This is a genomic window from Thermoanaerobacter ethanolicus JW 200, assembly GCF_003722315.1.
In the GTDB taxonomy this organism is placed as follows: domain Bacteria; phylum Bacillota; class Thermoanaerobacteria; order Thermoanaerobacterales; family Thermoanaerobacteraceae; genus Thermoanaerobacter; species Thermoanaerobacter ethanolicus.
On record NZ_CP033580.1, the window covers coordinates 2,630,501 to 2,653,225 of the forward strand.

General features: G+C 34.2%; 24 protein-coding genes. 6 read left to right on the forward strand and 18 right to left on the reverse strand.

The genetic code is table 11. The annotated features are described in order from the left end of the window. Window positions 1-21: 21 nt before the first annotated feature. Window positions 22-1,386: a Na+/H+ antiporter NhaC family protein gene (locus EB239_RS13055; RefSeq protein ID WP_003871223.1), complete on the forward strand. Its 1,365-nt coding sequence runs from the start codon at window positions 22-24 to the stop codon at window positions 1,384-1,386. Window positions 1,387-1,410: 24 nt separating this feature from the next. Here the strand turns inward: EB239_RS13055 and EB239_RS13060 are convergent, their stop codons facing one another. Continuing rightward, the gene (locus EB239_RS13060) at window positions 1,411-2,643 is read right to left on the reverse strand and encodes a 6-phosphofructokinase (protein ID WP_003871224.1); all 1,233 of its coding nucleotides are present in this window, start codon (window positions 2,641-2,643) and stop codon (window positions 1,411-1,413) included. A 183-nt stretch (window positions 2,644-2,826) separates the two neighbouring features. On the opposite strand from EB239_RS13060, the gene EB239_RS13065 reads away from it, so the two are divergent. From EB239_RS13065 to EB239_RS15140, 4 genes are all read left to right on the forward strand, one after another. Beyond that, window positions 2,827-3,342 (forward strand): ferredoxin domain-containing protein, encoded by a 516-nt coding sequence (locus EB239_RS13065; protein ID WP_003871225.1) that lies wholly within the window; start codon window positions 2,827-2,829, stop codon window positions 3,340-3,342. A 176-nt stretch (window positions 3,343-3,518) separates the two neighbouring features. Continuing rightward, window positions 3,519-4,643: a tyrosine-type recombinase/integrase gene (locus tag EB239_RS13070; RefSeq protein WP_318261371.1), complete on the forward strand. Its 1,125-nt coding sequence runs from the start codon at window positions 3,519-3,521 to the stop codon at window positions 4,641-4,643. Continuing rightward, window positions 4,640-6,598: a tyrosine-type recombinase/integrase gene (locus EB239_RS13075; RefSeq protein ID WP_129545155.1), complete on the forward strand. Its 1,959-nt coding sequence runs from the start codon at window positions 4,640-4,642 to the stop codon at window positions 6,596-6,598. Before EB239_RS13070 ends, EB239_RS13075 begins: the two co-directional genes overlap by 4 nt. Beyond that, a complete protein-coding gene (locus EB239_RS15140; RefSeq protein WP_003870889.1) occupies window positions 6,588-6,971 on the forward strand; it encodes a DUF6262 family protein in 384 nt (127 codons plus the stop codon). Before EB239_RS13075 ends, EB239_RS15140 begins: the two co-directional genes overlap by 11 nt. Before the next feature lie 140 nt (window positions 6,972-7,111). On the opposite strand, the gene EB239_RS13085 is transcribed toward EB239_RS15140, so the two are convergent. The 15 genes from EB239_RS13085 to EB239_RS13155 form a co-directional block, all read right to left on the reverse strand. Then, window positions 7,112-8,032, reverse strand: coding sequence for a transketolase family protein (locus tag EB239_RS13085; RefSeq protein ID WP_003870015.1), 921 nt, complete (start codon window positions 8,030-8,032; stop codon window positions 7,112-7,114). Next, on the reverse strand, window positions 8,033-8,854 hold the full coding sequence (locus EB239_RS13090) for a transketolase (protein WP_003870016.1): 822 nt from the start codon (window positions 8,852-8,854) through the stop codon (window positions 8,033-8,035). It abuts the gene before it with no gap. A gap of 15 nt (window positions 8,855-8,869) precedes the next feature. After that, window positions 8,870-9,715: a YitT family protein gene (locus EB239_RS13095; protein WP_003870017.1), complete on the reverse strand. Its 846-nt coding sequence runs from the start codon at window positions 9,713-9,715 to the stop codon at window positions 8,870-8,872. An 11-nt stretch (window positions 9,716-9,726) separates the two neighbouring features. Beyond that, window positions 9,727-10,464, reverse strand: a complete 738-nt coding sequence (locus EB239_RS13100) for a WecB/TagA/CpsF family glycosyltransferase (protein ID WP_003870018.1) — start codon at window positions 10,462-10,464, stop codon at window positions 9,727-9,729. 2 nt (window positions 10,465-10,466) lie between these two features. Further along, window positions 10,467-11,558: a polysaccharide pyruvyl transferase CsaB gene (gene csaB / locus EB239_RS13105; RefSeq protein WP_003870019.1), complete on the reverse strand. Its 1,092-nt coding sequence runs from the start codon at window positions 11,556-11,558 to the stop codon at window positions 10,467-10,469. Between the two features lies 1 nt (window position 11,559). After that, window positions 11,560-13,572 carry a DUF5693 family protein gene (locus tag EB239_RS13110; protein ID WP_019907959.1) on the reverse strand — a complete coding sequence of 671 codons (2,013 nt, stop codon included), beginning with the start codon at window positions 13,570-13,572 and terminating at the stop codon, window positions 11,560-11,562. Between the two features lie 114 nt (window positions 13,573-13,686). Continuing rightward, the gene (locus EB239_RS13115) at window positions 13,687-14,139 is read right to left on the reverse strand and encodes a hypothetical protein (protein ID WP_003870021.1); all 453 of its coding nucleotides are present in this window, start codon (window positions 14,137-14,139) and stop codon (window positions 13,687-13,689) included. Window positions 14,140-14,236: 97 nt separating this feature from the next. After that, window positions 14,237-14,587 carry a type II toxin-antitoxin system PemK/MazF family toxin gene (locus tag EB239_RS13120; protein ID WP_003867472.1) on the reverse strand — a complete coding sequence of 117 codons (351 nt, stop codon included), beginning with the start codon at window positions 14,585-14,587 and terminating at the stop codon, window positions 14,237-14,239. 2 nt (window positions 14,588-14,589) lie between these two features. Beyond that, window positions 14,590-14,865: a CopG family ribbon-helix-helix protein gene (locus EB239_RS13125; RefSeq protein WP_003870023.1), complete on the reverse strand. Its 276-nt coding sequence runs from the start codon at window positions 14,863-14,865 to the stop codon at window positions 14,590-14,592. Window positions 14,866-14,966: 101 nt separating this feature from the next. Further along, entirely contained in the window at window positions 14,967-16,121 is a 1,155-nt protein-coding gene (gene alr / locus EB239_RS13130; RefSeq protein ID WP_003870024.1) for an alanine racemase, read from the reverse strand. A gap of 19 nt (window positions 16,122-16,140) precedes the next feature. Further along, window positions 16,141-17,151, reverse strand: a complete 1,011-nt coding sequence (locus tag EB239_RS13135; protein WP_003870025.1) for a LolA family protein — start codon at window positions 17,149-17,151, stop codon at window positions 16,141-16,143. A gap of 11 nt (window positions 17,152-17,162) precedes the next feature. After that, window positions 17,163-18,695 (reverse strand): NAD(P)H-hydrate dehydratase, encoded by a 1,533-nt coding sequence (locus EB239_RS13140; RefSeq protein WP_003870026.1) that lies wholly within the window; start codon window positions 18,693-18,695, stop codon window positions 17,163-17,165. Further along, on the reverse strand, window positions 18,658-19,074 hold the full coding sequence (gene acpS / locus EB239_RS13145) for a holo-ACP synthase (RefSeq protein ID WP_003870027.1): 417 nt from the start codon (window positions 19,072-19,074) through the stop codon (window positions 18,658-18,660). The genes EB239_RS13140 and acpS overlap by 38 nt, the downstream gene beginning before the upstream one ends. Window positions 19,075-19,169: 95 nt before the next feature. Beyond that, on the reverse strand, window positions 19,170-19,535 hold the full coding sequence (locus EB239_RS13150; RefSeq protein ID WP_003867466.1) for a DUF6514 family protein: 366 nt from the start codon (window positions 19,533-19,535) through the stop codon (window positions 19,170-19,172). 298 nt (window positions 19,536-19,833) lie between these two features. After that, complete coding sequence (locus tag EB239_RS13155) at window positions 19,834-20,019, reverse strand: helix-turn-helix domain-containing protein (RefSeq protein WP_003867465.1); 186 nt, start codon at window positions 20,017-20,019, stop codon at window positions 19,834-19,836. A gap of 179 nt (window positions 20,020-20,198) precedes the next feature. On the opposite strand from EB239_RS13155, the gene EB239_RS13160 reads away from it, so the two are divergent. After that, the gene (locus EB239_RS13160) at window positions 20,199-20,597 is read left to right on the forward strand and encodes a helix-turn-helix domain-containing protein (RefSeq protein ID WP_003870028.1); all 399 of its coding nucleotides are present in this window, start codon (window positions 20,199-20,201) and stop codon (window positions 20,595-20,597) included. Window positions 20,598-20,667: 70 nt separating this feature from the next. On the opposite strand, the gene hcp is transcribed toward EB239_RS13160, so the two are convergent. Then, window positions 20,668-22,311, reverse strand: a complete 1,644-nt coding sequence (gene hcp / locus EB239_RS13165; RefSeq protein WP_003870029.1) for a hydroxylamine reductase — start codon at window positions 22,309-22,311, stop codon at window positions 20,668-20,670. Between the two features lie 116 nt (window positions 22,312-22,427). Continuing rightward, window positions 22,428-22,706, reverse strand: a complete 279-nt coding sequence (locus EB239_RS13170) for a DUF503 domain-containing protein (RefSeq protein WP_003870030.1) — start codon at window positions 22,704-22,706, stop codon at window positions 22,428-22,430. Window positions 22,707-22,725: the final 19 nt, after the last annotated feature.

Consider the following 22,725-nt stretch of genomic DNA (forward strand, 5'->3'; position numbering starts at 1 on the left):
TACTAAAAGGAGCAGTGAAAAATGGAAAACAAATTTAGAATCTCACTTATAACTTTTTTGTTAATTTTAGCAATAACCATGACAATGGTATTAGTTTTTCACCAACCTCCCTATATACCGCTTTTTATAAGCTATATAATAACCTTTGCTATTGTTTTGATAAACGGTTTTTCGCCTCAAGAACTTGTCAATATGTCAATTAAAGGAATTAAAAAAGGTATAAATGTGATGATTATACTCCTTTTGATAGGAGCCCTCGTTGCCTTGTGGAAACAGAATGGAACCCTTCCTGCTCTTATTTACTACGCCTCCCACTTTTTAAAACCACAAGCTTTTTTGGTGGTGTCTTTTATCACAACCTCTATTATCTCAATGATTTTAGGTACAGCTGTAGGAACCGCTAGTACTATTGGGATAGTAATAATGGGACTAGCCCATGGCTTTAGCTATTCTCTTCCAATAGTTGCTGGTGCAGTAATATCCGGTTCTTTTATAGGAGATAGGACTTCTCCCCTTGCAGGAAATGTTATTCTTCTGTCAGATATGGGAGAAATTGAACAATACAATGTACTTAAATCTCTTTTTAAAACCGCGATTCCTACTTTTGTATTAACTGGTTTATTGTACTATCTTTTAAGTCTTCACATTAATATTTCTTCGCCGCACACCTTTGACAATCTTGCAGCTATAATTTTGAAAAATTATAAAATAAACTTTTTCTTGTTTTTAGCTCCTATAATGATTATAACGTTGGCTTTTTTCAGGATTTCTACAAAGATAAATCTTTCAATTGCTGTCCTTCTCTCCTACTTTGTCTCTTTACTAAATGGTTATAACCCTATAGATTCTTTAAAAGTCATTATGTTGGGAAATATATCTAATATTCCAGAATTTAAATCTATCTTTTCAGGAGGAGGTATGATTTCAATCTTCCCAATGATAGGAGTAGTAACCTTTGCTACCGCTCTCTCTGGAATATTAGAAGGGACAGGAATTATAAAAGCAGTTTTTAGAAAAGCCCAAAAAATTAAAAACCCTAAAATTGCCTATTTGGTCACAATGTTATTAAGCACTTTAATGGCAGTAATAACTTGCAATCAAGCCCTTTCTGTAATTTTACCTTCCCGCATAATGTTAGACGTATTTAGAAATCTTAACGTAAAAAGTGATATGATGGTAAGAGCAATAGCAGATTCAGGCATGATACTTGCCGGTATAATACCTTGGAATTTAGCAGCAATGCTTCCTTCTGCAGTTTTAGGAGTAAAAGTCATTGACTATCTTCCCTATGCTTATTTAAATCTATTATTCCCTATATTATCAATACTTATCGTGTTTATAGAAAGTAATAAACAATATAGCAATGCTACAATAGAAGAATTTTAAAAAAGCAGGATTTTATTCCTGCTTTTATATCGCATATTTTAAGTTTGTATAATAAGGTAGCCCTTCTACCATAGGGACCTTCACTTCTCCTTGTATAAGGGGTCTTGCATAATCAAAAAATTCTTCAGTGACATAATTACCTTCTTCATTTATCCAATTTAAAGGCACTTTTTTCTCCTTGTTACACACTTTATCAACATCTACAATATCCGTTTTAACAGTGTATTGGTAATTTCTTTCTCTTACAAGGCTTATCATTTTCCCGGTTTCACCACATAACGCATACTTTACTGCTTCCCTCCCCAACATTTCAGCTTCTTCAAAATCCACTTTAGATGCCAAGTGCATTGCACATCTTTGCGTTACACCAAGTCTGGTCATTTTGACACGTTTATATATTTTCTCTTTTACAAGCTTTTCTATATAGTCTCCTACTCCTCCCAGTTGAGGATGACCAAAAGCATCTTTATGATAAGCATTTTCTTTTCTTCCAATGTAATTCCCTTTTTCATCCATAAGTCCTTCTGATACAGTTATAAAGACATTGCCATATTCCTTATAAGCTTTATTTACATCCTCTAAAAATCTTTCCTCATTAAAAGGTATCTCAGGAAGATAAATAAGTTGTTTCAAATGGGGCAATCTTTCTTTAACCAAAGCAGAAGAAGCGGTAAGCCAACCTGCATTTCTGCCCATCACTTCGAGTACGTTAATTGTCTTAGTCTCATACACTTCCGCATCTAAAGCAAGTTCTAAAGTAGTTGTGGCTATATATTTTGCCGCACTTCCAAAACCAGGAGAATGATCTGTAAACATCAAATCGTTATCAATAGTCTTAGGAATTCCAATTACATTTATTTCAAAACCTATTTCTCTTGCATATTTACTGACTTTGTCAACGGCATCCATAGAATCATTGCCACCTATGTAGAAAAAATATTTAATGTTGTATTTCTTAAAAATTTCTATTAACTTTTTGTATTCCTCTTCATCCTCTAAATAGTCTTTTAACCTATATCGGCACGACCCTAATGCAGCCGCAGGGCTAAATCTCATTTGTTTTATTCTTTCATAGGGAATATCAAATATGTCAATAATATTGCCTTTTATTATACCTTCTATGCCGTTTATCCCACCATAAACTTTACCAATTTTCTCCGAGCGTGAAGCTTCCATTATAGCTCCATACAGACTGGAATTAATAACAGCTGTAGGACCACCCGATTGTGCTATAAGACAATTGCTTTTAGTATACATAATATACCCCCATTGTGATATTCTATTAGAAATTATAAAGTAATTCAGATATATTATATCACAAAAAGAAATATAATAATAATTTTTGATAAAATTTTATCAACCCTTCTTGCAAAAAGCAAAAAAATATAGCAAAATTATAATAAATAACGCATTCATCTTAAAAATACGGAGGGAGACATTATGGATGTAATTGAATTAGCTGCTCATTTGATGGCATTATCAGCGAGAACAGCACCTAAAGCAACTGGAAAAGACTTTATAGAAACAAAAGTAATTACAGGTGAAGACCTCGTAATGTTAAAAGAGGATATGATGAAATATGGCGAAGAATCCGGAAAGAAAAATTTTGACAGGGATGCAAAAAACGTCGCTAACTCCAGTGCAGTACTTTTAATTTCATTAAATAAACCAGAAAAAGTTGGACTAAATTGCGGCGCCTGCGGTTATAATCTTTGCACTAGTCTAAGGGATTTTAGAGAAGGTACAGAATTCGCAGGTCCCATATGTGCCTGGAGGCTCATCGACTTAGGAATAGCAGTAGGGTCTGCAGTTAAAACCGCCAGTCTCTTGAATGTGGATAATCGAGTTATGTATAGAATAGGTGTAAGTGCAAGAAGGTTAAAATTAATTGAAGGAGAAATTGTTATAGGCATTCCTCTTTCTGCTACAGGCAAAAACATATACTTTGATAGATAAAAAATGCCAGGTTAAATTTAACTAAACTATGATAATAGATAGGCTACACAGTATTTTGTGTATGCTCTATCTATTATTTTTATACATAAGTAAATATTAATATATATTGAATAATTGTAGTATATTTAGTATACTTGGTATATTAATATTTTTGCATAGGAGGTGTTCCCTTGAGAGTGGAGGAAATAGTTATACTAGGAGGACAGAAGCGATACTTGCTTGTTGATGATGACGGTGAGCCAGTAGAGTCAGTGTATAGGTTTTTAAAATTTAAAGATAATGCTGGAAAAGCAAGGAACACTCTTCGTGCATACTGTTATCATTTGAAGGAGTTTTTTGAGTTTCTTCAACAAAAAGACAGAGATTATCGTGATATAAGCATAGACGATATGGCAGAGTTCATGAGATGGCTACAAACACCACATAGGAATGTAAAAGTATCATCAATAAAGCCTTCGCAAGATGTTTTACAAGCAAATACTGTTAATGCCTACATATCAAGTGTTATTGAGTTTTATGACTATCTAATGAAGATTGATGATTATTCTATACAATTATCTCAAAGGCTTAAAAAGCAGATACCAGGTTCTCGGAGAGAATTTAAGGATTTCTTATATCATATTAACAAGAACAGGGATTACAATACGAAAATTTTAAAGGTTAAAGTCCCAAAAAAACGCCCAAAAACCATTTCAAAAGAGAAAATCGCTATATTGATAGATGCTTGTTCTAATTTGAGGGACAAGTTCCTTATACAACTGCTCTGGGAAAGTGGATTCCGTATAGGTGAGTGTTTATCCTTATGGCTTGAGGATTTCATCATTGATGCAAGGAAGATTGACCTTAAAGACAGGGGTGAATTGCCTAACCTTGCTGATATTAAAACAGTTTGCAGTCCAAGAAGGATAGATGTATCTGCTGACCTAATGAACCTGTATATGGACTATGTTGCAGAGTATCACACTGATGAAGTAGATACAAACCATGTCTTTATTAAACTTTCAGGAAAAAACAAGTATCAACCTATGGAATATCCTGATGTGGCTTCACTATTTAAAAGGTTACGTGAAAAAACGGGCATATATGTAACTCCCCATATGTTTCGTCACAGTCATTTTGATACACTTCGGAAGCAAGGTTGGGGATTTGAAAAGATTAAGCAACGTGGCGGATGGTCGAATGTTCAAACACCTATGCAGATATATTCACATCCAGACGAAGAAGAAATGCGTAAAGACTGGGAACAGGCTGAAAAACGTATGAAGTTAAAAAATAAAACCAAGGAGAATGATAAAAAGTGAGTGTTGCATATCAAGTTAAACCAACAGTAGAAAAAAAGCAAGAAATTAGGAAGTTATTGAGTGGTTATTGGGGTAATGATGTTTGGGATATTAGAGATTCCTTTTTTGATGACTTACGCCCTGCAAAGTGGAGTTTATCCAATAAAACTATTGACTTTTCATCCTTTAGCTCTTCAATCAAAAATGAAGTTAAGTATATGTATGCTTACCGATTGCAGGAAAAGGAAATTAGGCTCATTACCGTTGTTGCATATGGTATTGCATTAAACCGTTTTGCTGAATTTCTTAATGAATATTATCCTCACATAGCCAGTATTGTAGATATTACATATGACAAGGCTCTGTTACAATGGCGTTCTTTTCTTGTTGACAAGGGTATGAGTATAAATGATGACGGAGAAATTTCAAATAAGCAATACGAGACGGTTTTTAACCAATTATATTCTTTCTTTACCAATCTTTATGATACTCGTGATGAATATGAAAAGGATATTTGGGATTGCCGAAAGATACCTGGAGCAAAGATAACAGAAAATAAATCTAATTATTACCTCAATTTTTCAGATATACCAGTAGAATTTCGAGAATTAGTTAAAAAATTTATAAAATTTAGAACAACCAACAATTCACAGGGACAATGCGAAGCAGACATTATGGCTCTACGCCTATTTACAAAATACATTCATGCTCAAGAGCCTACATGGAAAAACTTAACTATGCTGACACGAAAACATATGGAGAACTATTTATCCTGGTATAGAGAATATACAATTGGTTGGAAAAAAAGGCACATTGAATATCTAATTTCCTTACGAATCTTCCTTGATTATATTCAACGTGCTATGTATCCAGAAGCACCTGAATTACCATCTGTATGTTTATTATTCAAAGAGGATATTCCAAGAAAACCTCAAAAGCCCGAAAATGATATTAAATATATTCCTGAAAGAGTTCTTCAACAGTTGGAAGATAATCTGGAGCATTTAACACCTTCTGAATACATCCCAATTGTTTTTCTATTAAGAGCCAGTGGCTGGCGAATATCGGATATTCTTAATTTGCGTTATGATACTTGTTTAGACCGTACTTCCCAAGGTTGGTATCTTTGTGGAGATATTCTAAAAACACAGATTTTAAACCATCGTATACCAATTACCGATGAAGTCTATGCAGTTGTACAAGCAGTAGTTGATGAAGTCAAAGAAAAAAGTACAGATGACAACAATCCCAATCATCTATTGTTTGTCAGGTTTGATGGAAAAAGAAAAGGCCGTTGCCCTCAAGGATATTTAATACAACAGGCACTTAATCGTCTTTCTAAAAATCAAAATATTACTGATGACCAAGGTAATGTATTTCACTTTGGCAACCATGCTTTTCGCCATACCAAAGGAGTTGAATTAATCAATAACGGAATGAACATCTTGCATGTTCAGAAGTGGATGGCTCATGCTTCCCCTGAAATGACACTCTGTTATGCTAAAATTCTTGATACAACCATGCGCAAATCATGGGAAGAAGCAACAAAACAGGGGCTATTCAAGATTGACGAATCAGGTAAAATCAAAAAAATTAATATTTCTGACATACAGAATAAGGATGTAATTGAATGGGAGTACATCCGACACAATCTTGATGCTGTGAGAATGCCTCTTGGGTATTGCATGAAGCCTAAAAAGCAGGAATGTCATACACAATTAAATCCTTGCCTTACCTGTAGAAACCTTTGTACCACTCCAGATTTTATACCACAGTATGAACTTGAAATACAGGAGACAAAGGCCCTTATTGAACGTGGTAAAGCACAAGGACGTACTGTATGGGTTGAGAAGAATATGAGCCTTTTAAAGCGTTATGAAGAGATTTTAAAGGTACTAAAGGAAGGAAAGATACACCATAAAGCAGGTAAAAAAGGTCGTGAGTATATCGGGGAGGAAAGAAACAATGACAAGTGACCATAAGCGAAATACTGAAGGTCTTGCTAAAGCCAGAGAAAAGAAGTCGGAAGAATGTCAGGAAAGAGTTGATAAAGCCATACAGCAACTTTTGAAGGAAAAAGAGAAGATTAACTTTAATAGTGTTGCTGAAAGAGCCAATGTTTCAAAAAAATACCTTTATGATAACCATTATGACCGTATTGATACACTCCGAAAACAGCAAGAAGGACTACCTTCTCTAAAGCAAGTAAAACGGGAGATGACGGATGCAAGCAAAGATGTCCTTATCGCTGCAAAAAACAAGCGTATAAAAGAGTTAGAGAAAGAAGTCCAACGCTTAAAAGGCATTTTGGCACGTAGATATGGCGAAGATTACGATAAAGGTATTTAAGGTTCATTCGTATAATGCATCATGCACCCTATCTATTATTACAGTTTAGTTTTACATTGTTTACATATATACAATGAGGCAGGCCTTTGTTTATAAGACCTGCCTCATTTGGAGTTCAGATAACGCAAACCTGGCATTTTTTAAAATGACTTAGCTGCTTTTACAATATCCTCCGCTGTCAAACCATAATGTTTTAAAAGCTCTTTAGGTGAACCGGATTGTCCAAACTCATCTCTTATTCCAATTCTCTTTATCTTCACTGGATATTCCTCTGAAAGAACCTCTGCTACCGCCGAACCAAGCCCACCTATTATGCTGTGCTCTTCTGCTGTTATAACTTTGCCCGTCTTTTTAGCTACTTCTACTATTAAATCTTTGTCTATCGGCTTTATGGTGTGGATGTTCACCACTGTCGCTTCTATTCCCTCTTCTTTTAGTTTATCTGCTGCTTCAATCGCTATGGCTACCATTATCCCTGTCGCTATTATCGCTACGTCTTTCCCTTCTCTTATTACTTCACCTTTTCCTAATTCAAATTTGTAGTTTTGATCGTGTATATCTGGTACTGCCATCCTCCCCAATCTTATGTATACTGGTCCATAGTGTTCTGCAGCCGCAAATATGGCTTGTCTCGTCTCTTCTGCATCGGCTGGGTTTATTACCACCATCCCAGGTATTCCTCTCATAAGGGATATATCCTCTATTGATTGGTGTGTCGCCCCGTCTTCTCCTACTGTTATGCCAGCATGGGTAGCTGCTATTTTTACGTTTAAGTGTGGATAACCTATGGAGTTTCTCACTTGCTCATAAGCTCTTCCTGTTGCAAATATGGCAAAAGTGCTGGCAAAAGGAATTTTCCCACAGGTGGCAAGGCCAGCTGCTGTTACCATCATGTCTTGCTCTGATATTCCCATGTTAAAAAATCTATCTGGATATACTTTTTGAAAGTCCGCTGTCTTTGTAGATTTTGATAGGTCAGCGTCTAATACCACTACATCTTTGTTTTTTGCGCCTAATTCTACTAAGGCTTTCCCATAGGCTTCTCTTGTCGCCATAGCCATTTATACTCCACTCCCTTCAAGTTCTTGTATAGCTTTTTGTCTTTGTTCTTCATTAGGCGCACTGCCATGCCATCCTACTTGATTTTCCATAAAGGATACGCCTTTTCCTTTTATTGTATGAGCTATTATCAATGTTGGTTTTCCTTTTGTAGCTTTTGCTTCTTCTATGGCTTTGTCTATTTGGTCAAAGTCGTGGCCGTCTATTTCTATTACGTGCCATCCAAAAGCTTTGAATTTTTCATTTACTGGTTCTATGTTTTTTACTTCTCTGTTTGGGCCATCTATTTGTAAGCCGTTAAAGTCAAGTATTGCAGTCAAGTTGTCGAGTTTGTAATGGGCTGCTGTCATAGCTGCTTCCCATATTTGCCCTTCTTGTAATTCTCCATCTCCTAATATTACATAGACTCTATAGCCCTTTTTATCTAATTTACCTGCTAATGCCATTCCATTTGCAGCAGAAAGTCCTTGCCCTAATGACCCTGTGGTCATATCAAGTCCCGGTGTGGATTTCATATCGGGATGCCCTTGAAGTATTGAGCCAAGCTTTCTTAAAGTTTTTAACTCTTCTTTTGGGAAAAACCCTTTTTCAGCTAATACAGCATACAGTGCAGGAGCTGCATGACCTTTTGAAAGCACAAGTCTATCCCTATCTTCCCATTTGGGATTGTCAGGCTTTACATTCATTTTATCAAAATAAAGCAGGGTTAAAATATCTGCACAGGATAATGACCCCCCAGGATGGCCAGATCCTGCTTCTGCCAACATGTTTATGATGTCTATTCTCACTTCTTTTGCCTTTTGCTTTAAAAATTCTTTGTCCATACCAATACCTCCATTTCACATGTTTTTAAATCCTTCTCCTAAAACTTCATGGGCTGTTGATAATATCACGAAAGCGTTGGGGTCTATTCTTTTCACAAGGCTTCTTAAGGTTGTAACTTCTCTACGAGTTACAACACACAACAAAACATTTTTGTCCTTTTTTGAATAACCCCCTCTTCCTTTTAGTTCTGTTACCCCCCTTTCCATTTCCTCCAATATTGATTTACTAATTTCCTCATACCTATCAGAAATAATTATAGCAATTCTCTCATCGCCACTACCTTCTTGTATGAGGTCAATAACTTTGATAGAAATAAATTCAGTAGCTAAAGCATAAAGGGCAAGTTCCGGGCTAAAAACTATGCCTGCTAAAGTTATTATTACAAAGTCTATTATAAGCAGTATTCTGCCCACACTTAAAAAGTGTATGTATTTATGCAAAGTCATAGCAGCCATGTCTGTTCCACCAGTTGTTGCTCCATATTTTATCACAATACCTAGCCCTACACCCATTATTATACCACCATATACTGCCGCCAATATTGTATCATGGGTAAGAGGTTTTAAAAAAGCCAATGCATCAATAGAAACACCTAATAAAATAGTTGAATAAAGTGTTTTAGCTCCAAAACCTGTTCCTAAAGCTTTAGTCGAGATGATAAAAAGCGGAATATTTATTGCCAAGGTAACTGCTCCTATTGGCCATCCAAACAAATGTTGTAGAACAACTGCAAGTCCACTTACTCCACCAGGAGCAATTTTGTTAGGTGCCAAAAATAGGTCAAGAGACAAACTAACAAGTAATGTACCTATCGTAACCCAGAAAAAGTCTATTATTATTTTCTTAAGTGAAACTTTCATAATACATCCCCTTATCGCATGTCAACTTTTCCTTTGTGTAGCAAAACTTTAAGAGCAAATTTAGGAAGTGCCATCATCCTTTTATATCTCCAAGGCTCTTTAATTAACCTGTATAGCCACTCTAAGCCTAATTTTCTATAAATGTAAGGTGCTCTCTTAACTTTTCCAGCTATTACATCAAAACTTCCTCCTACCCCCATTGCTATTTTTACTTTTAATTTGTCTCTGTTTTTATATATCCATTTCTCTTGTTTAGGAGCACCTAAAGCCACAAAAAGAACTTCTGCACCCTTATTATTTATCTCTTCTATGATTTTATTTTCTTCCTCTTGAGTAAAATAGCCATGATGAGTTCCCACTATTTTAGCACTCGGATATAGCTTTTCCAAATTAACACGAGCTTGTTCTGCAATTTGAGGAGCAGCCCCCAATAGATAAATCTTTATATTTTTAGAAGATATATCTTTTATAAATTCCATCATGAGGTCAAAACCTGCTACTCTTTCAGGCATCGGCTTTTTAAAAACTTTTGAAGCAAAAACAATGCCGTTTCCATCTGGAACATTTAAGTCAGTATTATTTAATATTTCCATATATTCTTTATCCTTTTGCGCCATCATTACAATTTCCGCATTAGGTGTTGCAACAATGTGCAGTCTGTCTTCTTGTAAAAAATTGTTTAAAATCTCTACTGCTTGTCTCATCGTCACCCGATCTATTGGCACTCCAAATATATCTAATCTTTCCATCTTCACACCTCAAATTTATTATGTTCAAATAATATATCAAAATTCTTTTTTGCTTTTTCTTTTAACTCATCTAAATGCTTAGACATATCATTTATATACTCTTCTTTTCGCTGTAAAATTGAACTTACTTTATTTAAAATGTCGTCGGCAGTAAAAGAATTAATGTCTCCTGCGCTGCTTTCACCAATGGATTTTAGAAAACCCTCCACCTTAGGGTCATAAGATATACCAACAAATGGAACTAAGGATATAAACGCAAAAATCAAAGAATGCAGTCTTACACCTATTAATAAGCTGCTGCTTCTAATAATACTCAATATCTCTTCTATTTCGTATTTTCCAGTTAAAATTTCATAAGGCATTTTCATATAAGTAGCAACCCTATCGCTCTCTTCTATATCCTCATGATAAAAAGGAAGAAAAACAATCTTATATCCATAATCCTGCGCAATAAAATCTGCAGCCCTTGCCAACTCAACCCTTGATAATTCAGAATTTCCCCATTCTCTCGTGCAAATCAGAACATATTCTGCAGAATTTAAATCAATCCCTTCTTTTTCGAGGATTTTGCCAAAAATTTCTCTATTATTACCACCAGAAAAATTTAATACAAGGTCTGCCGCTACTACCACATCTTTTTTTACATTTAGCTGTTTCAAATACTCTTTGGATAATTCGTCTCTTACAGCTATTCCGTCAACTTTATTTAAAATTCTTGCAGTAAGCCATCTGTTAAACTTTTTATCAACTGGACCAATACCTTGTCCCATAACATACACTTTTTTCCTAAGGAATTTCCCCATAAGCATTATTCCGAGATAATACCACAAACTCTTACTACTGGTCTTATCTTGTATAAGACTCCCACCGCCACTTAACAGTACATCTGACTGTTTTAGCGCTTTGTATATTTCTTTGAAAGAGTTCCTATTTACTGCTTTTACGTTGTACTTTTTAGAAGTTTCATCAGGTTTATTAGAAAGAACTGTTATATCTGTTATACCTCTTTCTTTTAAACCTTCTACCAGACATTTTAGAACAGCTTCATCCCCAATATTATCAAATCCGTAATAGCCGGATATGACTGTTTTCATATCAATACTCCCTTTTTATATTTTTTAAGATCTTGTCCACTATAAATACAGCAATCATGCCAATTAAAGCCCCCAATACCCATGCAATTACCGTGCGCTCTATCGCAATCGTAAGCACGCTTTCGATATGGCTAAAAGTATTGACAATCGACAATATACCTATCGAAGCAAATATCCCCATAATAAATGTCCACGCTTTTGAGCGTTTAAAAGCAGCATAAATTCCCAATATAATCGCAGGGTCACCTATTAAAAATTCCTTCGTCCGAGGTCTTGCTACAAGAGTGTGTTCAAGGAAATCTCTAAATTTAAGCTCTAACTCTGTCGGCTTAACAATAGGTTCATTGCCCGTCCTTGAAATGTATATAATTCCGATAATCCCTGCTATAGCAATAGCTACTAAATGCCATACTTTTATATCTATATTTAAAAATTCCTTTATTCTCTCCATAAAAGTCTTCCAGTGATTAGCATTGTATATCTTTATAATATAATACAAAACATAAAACACTAAAGGTAGTACAAAAGAAACTTTTACACCCCTAAAATAGTCAATTTTTAACATATATTTACTGTCAGCCATTATAGCCGCTATACTAAGAGCCCCTATAAAAGAAATCAATAGTGAATTAATAAATATTTTTAGTGAGGTATATGTGAAGCTGATATTTTGCTTTTTCTCCAATATTTCTTTCGTTTTGTCTATAAAATATCCTATCCCAAGAGAAGGAAAAATTATAGAAGAAGCTAATGCTACTACTTTGACACCTAAATCGTTAAATCTGCTTACTAACACTAAAGAAGTCAGTATAGCACCCAACAATCCTAATAAAATTAACACATATTCTCCAATTCCTAACATCTGTAAAAGCAACAAGCCACCAGCGATAACTCCCAAACTTATAAGTATTTCTGTAAGTTTTGACTGGTGAAGTTGTTGAAGAGATTTTGCAATGCCAGCTTTTAATCCAGCTTTTTTTATGTATTTTGTCATATCTTCAATCATAGATTGATTTTGTTGTATGTTGTAAGCTGCACTTTTGGAATTATCTATTTTTGCTCTCATATAAATAATTCTCACATTTCGCTCTATTATTCCTCTGTACCATCTATTTACTATTTCAGAAGTATCGTATTTTTGAGTTTCTGCTTCTGAAACTCCAAAGACTTTTATCCCCCTATAATCATCGAACTTAGCAAATTTATTCATTCCATCTTGAAGTTTTTTCCCCATAGGCACATCTATAATTCCTACGTTTATGCCATTTTTCTTAAATAAAGAAGCAGCATAAGATATTTTTTCCGGATTTCCTAAGACATCAGTACCATTAAAAATTACAGTTTTTACATCAAATTTCTTCAATATATCAACATAGTCTTTTATATCTTTATCCTTTATCCCAGTAAAATTCTCAATTCGCGGTATCACATCAAAGCCTAAAGACTTTACCAGTTCTAAATCGCTTTCATCAAATCCCAACCCCTTTGTTATAAAAGCATCTTTGGGTTTATTGATAACAAAGGCATAGCTACCTCTCTTTTCAAGCACTTTTAATTCGTCTTCAGGTACTCTTCTTGTTAAAGCCTCTTTAAGAAAATTGAATATCTTTACATCTTTTGTTGTAACAACTATGTAGTTTCCATACTGCTCCCTTTCCTTATCTGTAAGACTCTTTAAGTAGTCTTCCAATGCTACATTCCCTAAGTTTGAAGACAACAAATAAAGATTCCCTACGTCTTTTAAAAGGCTCAAAGAAATTTTACCAGACTGTTGAAGGCTTTCAAGAGTAACCTCATTTACAGCAACACCTATAAGACCAGCTGATTTCATGTCAGAAAGTACAGAAACCAAATCTTTGCCTGTTGCAGAAGCAAGGTATTTGAAGCTTTTTAAATCTCCTACAATTTCTACTGTATCATAGTTGTTTTCTACTCTTATTCTGTTTATGTCTACGAAAATAGATACTACTAAAGAAATAGCAATAAATATTACAAGTATTTTTCTTAGCTTCAAATTAATCTCTCCTTTGTATTCGCTTTTGTAACACATCGACATTTAAGGTGGGTAACTACTCATATTATATCACAAAAATTTCTTTAGAGCATAAAAAAACAGCGCAAAGCGCTGTTAATTTTTTGTATATTTCCCCATCACAACTATGTATGTGTGTTTTGTCGCTTTTATGCCTCTGCCATCAGAGCGTGGAAAAAGCAAAAGGTGATTAGCAGGTATAAGGTCATTATCTTTCAAATTTGTACCTGCAGTAAGGTCCGCTACTCCATCAGTTTTTGTAACAATTACTGCTGAATTTGCAATTCTAACTATCGCTTGGGTACCGCCCTCCATTGTCAAAACCTCTCCTGCATTTAGTTCAACTACTTCATAGCTTGCCCCTGTCTTTGCCTCTTTTAGCTTATCATCAACATAAGCTTTTACCTGATTATATTGCGAATCAACATAGCTTTTGCTGACAAGGGGGTCTTGCTGACTTCCTGGTTCAGGATTTTGATCAGCATAACCAACACTCAAAGCCACTAAAATCACAACAAAAACCAGTATAAGCGCATAAGCTTTTTTCATTTGTTCTTCCTCCTATAATTCCCCTCTTCCACCTCTATTTTATAAAAAAATAAATGATATTTCAACAAAAAATAAGAACTTATCTTAAAATAAGTCCTTAAAAATCAATCAACCCTAAACTTATTTGCAAAGCTTCATTGACTTTCTCCATCATTTCCTGGTCAAAATGGCCAATTTTTTCTCTTAAACGTTTTTTGTCAATAGTTCTGATTTGTTCTAACAATACTACAGAATCTTTGTTAAGTCCATATTCTGCCCCATTTATTTCAACATGAGTGGGCAATTTGGCTTTGTTGATCTGAGATGTAATTGCCGCTACTATTACTGTTGGACTATATTTATTACCAATATCATTTTGAATTATAAGTACAGGCCGAATTCCACCCTGTTCAGAGCCTATTACAGGGCTTAAATCGGCATAAAAGATATCTCCTCTCTTTATCACCATAGTCAATCACACTTTTTCAATTTCATTTCATATCCTGTAAAACATTCGTTTTCTGCGGTTAGGCCCATTTCCGCAAGTTCACTGTTGATTGCTGCCATCTCGAGATATCCTTTTTTCATGCTCTCGCGTATTTGAACTTTTTTCCTCTCGCGTATATATAATTTCATCGCTTCTCTTATAAATTCACTGCGATTTCTGTTTTCCATAGCGGCAAGAACGTCGACCTCTTCTAATAAACTCTGAGGTAAGCTCACAAGTATTCGCTTTGTTTCGCCCACTTTTAGGACCTCCTTACGCACTTATATAATTTATTATATATTACTATATATAATGATGTCAATCATTTGTAAATTTTATACTATAAAAGTCAAATTTTTAATTAATTTTTTACTTCAACTACCTCTCCTTTGTAAATATATATTCGAGGCACCCTTCTAGATATTCCACAATATACTTCATAAGGTATAGTATTTAATTTTTTAGCAATCTCATCCGCTGTTATTTTTTCTCCCTCTTGATTTCCAAAAATAACTACATCATCACCTAGTTCTACTCCTTCTATATCGGTGACATCTATCATCGTTTGGTCCATACAAATTCTCCCAATTACAGGAGCATATTTCCCTTTTACTAAGACATGATGATTATTAGAGAGTAATCTATTAAAACCATCAGCATATCCTACAGGCAATGTGGCAATTTTGCTTTTTCTTTTAGTTATAAATGTCCTTCCATAACTAATGGAAGTACCTTCAGGTACCTCTTTTATATGCACTATTTTAGTTTTAAAGCCCATAGTTTGTTTTAAATCCAATGGTCTTTCGACTTCTTCTGAAGGATAACTGCCGTATAAAACTATTCCTGGCCTTACCATGTCTAAATAAGTATATTTAAGGTCAATAATTGCTCCACTGTTAGCTATATGCTTTAAAGGAATATTTATCCTTTTTTCTTTTAACCTTTCCAACAATTTTTTGAACACATCAAACTGTTTTTCAGCATATGTTTTATTTTTTTCATCAGAAGTAGCAAAATGACTAAATATGCCTTCTACTTCTACCCCTTCCATTTCCATCATTTTTTCTATCTCTTTTTCAGCTACCTTTAAATCTGTATATCCTATCCGTCCCATACCTGTATCAATTTTTACATGAACTTTAGCCTTCTTACCCACATTTAAGGCAATTCTTTCTAAGTCTTTAACATAGTTTATATCAAAAACAGTTTGAGTTATATTGTGCACAATTAATTCTTTGGCCTGAGTTAAAGGAGTATATCCAATAACGAGTATGGGAATATTAATTCCGCATTCCCTTAATTCTAACGCCTCTTCTATTGTAGCTACTGCCAAATAAGAAACCCCATTTTCTATTAAAACCTTTGCTACTTGACAAGCTCCATGACCATAAGCATTGGCTTTCACTACCCCCATTATTTTTACTTTCTTGCCCACCCATCGCTTTACTTCACTCAAATTATGCACTATATTATCCAAATATATTTCTGCTCTTGTTGGCCTTATATTATCAAACATTAAAAATCCCCCTTGTTTTTCACCTCAAGGATTTTATCACTTTAAGTATCTCCTCTTCATTCAAATCCCCGGTTACTGTAATTTTTACTTGCATACCATTTACCATCGTAGTATATTCCTTTTCCCCATTGTCTTTTTCTTTATAATACACTCCTTCACTCAAAAGAAATCCTTTTTCATTAACTATTTCGTTTTGGTCAACTACAGTTTCAAAAATTTCTATCAAATCCCCACCCGAAGTATACACAAAAGTAACTCCATTATTTTTATTAACATTCACTAATACATTTAAAAGTTTAAAGCCTTGTGGTAAATACACAGGCATTACAGGATTTATGCCGCAATATTTATAAACCTCTTTTGCATCTATTTCTATTACTGGAGAATCTAAAAGATTTCCCGCTAACGTCGTTACGCTATCCTTAGTAAACAACTTGTCATTTATCTCAGGGTTATATTTATAATCCTTATAAGTAATTTTTGAAAAAATTTCATTATTAATATCAAAAATTGTCAATTCTTTAGGTGTCAAATCCTCTTTAGAAAAAGCCATTTGTTCTTTGTACATGAAAATATTTTTATCCAAAATAGGAACTGTTATTAAATAAAATTTATCCATCTCTCTTTTTTCTATCTCTCCACCTGAATTAATATAGTTTTTTATAAAAGAAGTAATCATCGAATACAAAGGAATCTCTTCTGTATTTTCTGCTACAAAAACTTGATTCACCTTTGCAAAATACACATAACTTCTTTTGCCGTCATATACAATAATTTTATCCGGACTCCCATTTTCTTTTAAAACTTCTAATCGAAATTTACCTTTTTTGTAAAATTGCACAACTGCAAATTTGTTATCTATCTTGTTGTTATAAAGCTCTACAATTGCTGTGGCAGTATAACTTTCTAATTTATCTAATTGTTCTTTAATAGAAATAAAAGGATCTTTAACTTTTTTTGTTTTTACTCCACACCCTGAAAGAAGAAATATAAGCACAAAAACAATTACAAAAAAGCTCTTTTTCAACAACTCTCACCCTCTTACAAACCACATTTAAGAGCCTCTGGAATGTTCTCAAGGATATCCATCGCTGTCATTCCATACTCTCCCACATATTCTTTAGCAATATCTCCTGCCTTCCCATGATAAAATACCCCATAAATTGCCGCTTTTTCTTCGCTAAACCCTTGAGCCAAAAAAGCTGTAATCATTCCTGTCAAAACATCTCCACTACCAGCAGTTGCCATCCCGGGATTGCCTGTGCTATTTATATATATGCTTCCTTCTTTTGTCGCTATTACAGTTTTAGCACCTTTAAGTACAAGTGTCACTTTGTACCTATCAATAAAAGTTTTTGCTACTTCAAAAAGATTATTCTTAATCTCATCAATCTCTAGGCCTGTCAATCTTGACATTTCCCCATAATGGGGAGTTAGAATAATTTTTTTACCTTGTATAACTTCCAATCTTCCTACCAAAGCATTGAGAGCATCAGCATCTAAAACTACAGGCTTATCCGTATTTTTTACAATGTCATATACCAATTGTGAAATATCTCTATCATGAGTCAATCCTGGTCCTATAGCAATAACATCACTTTCCTCTATTAACTCTAGTACACTACTTAAAGCATTATGGGATAAAATACCATTTTGTTCCTCTAATCCATAGGTTATAACCTCATAAAGTCCCCCCTGAATTACTGATTGCACACTTTGGGGAACTGCTAATTTCACCAATCCGCAACCTGCCTTAATAGCGCTTTTAGCACTCAAATATGCTGCTCCTGTCATATTTTTAGAACCAGCTATAATCAAAGCTTTACCATAATCTCCTTTATGAGTATTTCCATGCCTTTTTGGAAGCTTTACATCCTCTGAAGTCACAAGGTTATAATTATAACCTACCTCTGCTGCTAACCGGTAAGGAATCCCTATTTCAGCAACACGAACTTCTCCTGCATAATCGGCACCCGGATACACTAATAAGCCTGGCTTTAGAAATTGCATAGTAACTGTTTTAGTAGCCCTAACAGCGCATCCTTCTACTTTACCTGTATCAGCATTTAATCCAGAAGGAATATCGACAGATACCACAATTTTATTGGCTTGGTTTATCATTTCTATAATCTCTTTTGTTATGCCGCTTATTTCTCCTTTAAGCCCAATTCCGTAAATTGCGTCCACAATCACATCGCTGTCTTTAATAGTTTTTTCCAAAAATTTTAGATGTTCTCTTTGAGTAATTTCCGCTACATAAATCCCCATATTTAGGATTGCATCTAAATTTACTTTTGCATCCCCTGAAATAGCACCTAAACTTGTAGTTAAAAATACTTTTACATCGACTCCCCAATTATGAAGATTTCTAGCCACTACATAGCCATCTCCACCATTATTCCCCTTTCCAGATATAACTATTACAGAGTTTAAATTCTCTTCCTCTAAAATCTTTTTCACTTCTAGCGCTGTTTCTCTTCCCGCATTCTCCATTAAACCTATAGAAGGAATTCCTATTTTTTCTATAGCTATTTTTTCAACTCCTCTCATCTGTTTTGATGTCAGCACTATCATTTTTTTCACCTCCAATAGCAATAGCACAGCTTATAGCATAGGTCTTCGTATGAGAAATAGACAGCTTTATATCCCTTATTCCCTTTTTGTCTGCAATATTTTTAGCCTTCCCCTTTAAAATTACGGCAGGGGCTCCTTTTTCATCGTGACATATTTCAATATCTTTCCAGCTAAAACCACTGATACCTGTTCCTAAGACTTTTGATATGCTTTCTTTTGCTGAAAAAAAACCCGCTATATGAGGTAATTTCATCCTTTTACTGTTAAAATACTCTATCTCTTTTTGAGTAAATAACCGTTCCAAAAATTTAGAATTTGCATCAAAAGCTTTTTTTATCCTTTCAACTTCTACAATATCCGTTCCCACAAACAGTTCCATATATACAGTTCCTCCAATTATCCTAATTACATTATATTATTTCTCTATTAATTCACAAAATCCTTCAAAAAAATAAAAGAAGGCATGACACCTTCTTAAATAGCAACCTTACACAATTTAGCTTGTCTATCATAGTCACTTATATAATCTTCACACATATCGTCAATTACTTCATACAGATGAACAGGCGATACCGTCATTTCTTTAAAGAATTGTGCTAGCTTGTCCACTTTTTCAAAGTAAGGACTTATATTTGTCACTTTTTCTTCTATTATTTCAATTTTCTCCTTTTCTCCATCAAAAATTTCTTGAAGAATTTTGATCCCATACGACGGCAATTTTACTTCCTCTTTTCCGTTAAAAACACTTATTTCTGACATGACCACTGTGTAGTGAGTAGTTATGTTTCTCCTTTCTTCCTCCCTTGTCGATATGTACTCGCTCACTTTCCTGTAATACATCTTACTATCCCCTCCAATTTATTTTTTAAGATTAATTATTAACTTACAATACATATTAATATATTCTATTTTTTTCTAAAAAATCCTTTATTTTTTTGAAAATTTTTTATCGACAGAAAAGACACTTTTTTTACTTTAACAAACATTTAACAAGTCTATGTAAAACTATTTGGTGTTTTTTGCGATATCGAAAATTGTAAATTATTCTGTCTATGTTCAATATTAGAACTATAATTGTCGAAAAAAATTTATAAAAAATTTCTATCAAAAAAATTTCACAAAATACGAAAACTCTTTTTTAAAGTTTTAATATCTCCTTTATTTTATCCATATATTTTTTCCCTGACCTTTCACCATGTAAAATCATGCTTAAATATGGCTCACTGGTACCTATCAATCGCGACAATTCTTTTTGTGTCATATTCAGTTCCGCCAATCTGTCATTCACTAATTTCCCAAAATCTGTTAACTTTCTTTTCTTCATCAAAGCACCCCCTTGTTTTTTCCTACAAACAAAAGTTAGCATATTTATTCAGTAGGAATAATAAAATATTTGTGTTAAAATAGATAATGATTAAAAATTAACTATTTTAAATATATATCTGAATTACGAAAATGTCAATACTAATATCGTAATTCAGAAAAAAACAAAGGAGGAGTGTTATGGATACAATTGGCGAACGCATAAAATATGCTCGTAAAAAAAATAATTTGACTATAACAGCTTTGAGCAAACTCACAGGATTATCTGTTGGAAATTTAAGTGACCTTGAAAACAACAAATCAATGCCTTCTTCCAATGCTTTGATAAAGTTAAAAAACGCCCTTAATGTTTCAATAGATTGGCTTCTTACTGGCCAACAAATAGAATATGTAAAAGAAGAAGAGGAAAAATACTTATCGAGAGAAGAGTTTGAAAGCATCAGTGAAAAGGATAAAATAATTTTTAAAGCCTTTGAAACATTGCCTGAGGAAAGAAAGAGAGATATAGAAGGATACATAAAAGTGAGTTTGAATACTACTGATTTAGAAGAGTTCATTAAAAAAGAAAAGAAAGTATAATTTTAACCATTATGATTAATTATTAATCATAGTGACAAAAGATTACGGCTGCATTTTGCAGCCGTAATCTTTACTCACCCATGAACATTTTCATATCATCTTCTACGTTTGTGATACCACCAATGCCAAATTTGTCAACTAATACTTTTGTGACATTTGGTGATAAGAAAGCAGGAAGCGTAGGTCCTAAATGAATATTTTTTACTCCGAGGTATAAAAGTGCCAAAAGCACTATAACAGCCTTCTGTTCATACCACGCAATGTTGTAAGAAATAGGAAGCTTGTTTATGTCATTTAAACCAAAGACTTCTTTAAGCTTCATGGCTATCACAGCTAATGAGTAAGAGTCATTGCACTGTCCTGCGTCTAAAACTCTTGGAATTCCGTTTATGTCTCCAAGGTTTAACTTGTTGTACCTGTATTTTGCACAACCTGCAGTTAAAATGACTGTATCTTTAGGAAGAGCTTTAGCAAATTCGGTATAATAGGTTCTGCTCTTCATTCTGCCGTCACAGCCTGCCATTACGAAAAATCTCTTTATAGCTCCTGTCTTTACCGCTTCTACAATTTTATCCGCCAGCTCTAAAACTTGGTTGTGAGCAAAACCACCAATTATTTCCCCTCTTTCAATCTCCACAGGTGGCTTGCATCTCTTTGCATGTTCAATTATTTCTGAAAAGTCCTTCTTTCCGTCGGGACCTTCTGGAATGTATTTTACTCCCTCAAAGCCTACAACACCTGTAGTGTAAACTCTATCCTTGTAGGAATCCTTTGGAGGCACAAGGCAGTTTGTAGTCATTAAAATTGGTCCGTTAAATAGCTCAAACTCCTTATCCTGCTGCCACCATGCATTTCCATAATTACCAACAAAATGCGGATATTTCTTAAAAGCTGGATAATAATGAGCAGGAAGCATTTCTCCATGTGTATAAACATCTACCCCTGTACCAGCAGTTTGCTCTAACAATTGCTCTAAGTCTTTCAAGTCATGACCGCTTATCAATATTCCAGGATTATTTCTCACACCGATATTAACTTTTGTTATCTCAGGATGGCCATAAGTCGAGGTATTTGCTTTGTCAAGGAGCGCCATTGTATCAACACCATATTTTCCTGCCTCGAGTGCAAGAGCCACATAATCATCAGCAGTTAAGCTGTCATCTAAAACTTTAGCTAAAGCCTTTTCCATAAACCTAAATATATTATCATCTTTGTATCCCAGCTGATATGCGTGATATGCATAAGCCGCCATACCTTTTACACCATAAGTGATAAGCTCTCTCAAGGACCTTATATCTTCGTCTTTCGTAGATAAAACTCCTACTTCAGCTGCTATTGCTTCTATATCTTCATCTGTATCATAAACCCAGTTTATTGCCTCACAGGATTCGTCTACTTCAATTCCTGCCTTTTTGAGGTCTTCTTTTATTTCTTCTCTTAATGCAACAGCTTCTTTTATTTTGTTAATAAAGAAGTTTCTGTCAAAATTAACGTTAGTTATTGTGGAAAATAATCCCTCAAAAAGGAATCTGTCCGTCTTCTCTTTATTTACTCCTGCCTCTCTTGCTTTTAAATTTAAAAAAGATATGCCTTTTAATGTAAAAATCAACAAATCTTGCAGATTTGCAACGTCGTATGTCTTACCGCATACACCTCTCACTGTACACCCTATGCCCTGAGAGGCTTCTTGACATTGATAGCAAAACATACTCATTTTACTTCCTCCTTTTTCTAAGTTTTTGCCCACAAATTATGATAAGCTAAAAACTCAAAAGAATCTGTGATAAAAATCACAAAATAAAAGCTCCAAATGAGCATATTCATTTGGAGTCACACATTTATTGTATCCATTTCTATATAAGCATCTGTATTTTCTTCAATATAGTCTACAACCTCTTGAACTATTTTATTTGTTAAAACAGCATCACTGCCACACACCGAAAAACCTATGACAATTGATTTGTGTAAATCTTGATTTTCTATTTCGCATATAGAAACATTATAATGACTTTTTACTTTACCTACAATACTTCTTACAATCATTCTTTTTTCTTTTAAAGAATGAACCCAATTTGCTCTCAGATATATTTTACAATAAGATACAATCATATATATCGCCTTACCTAAT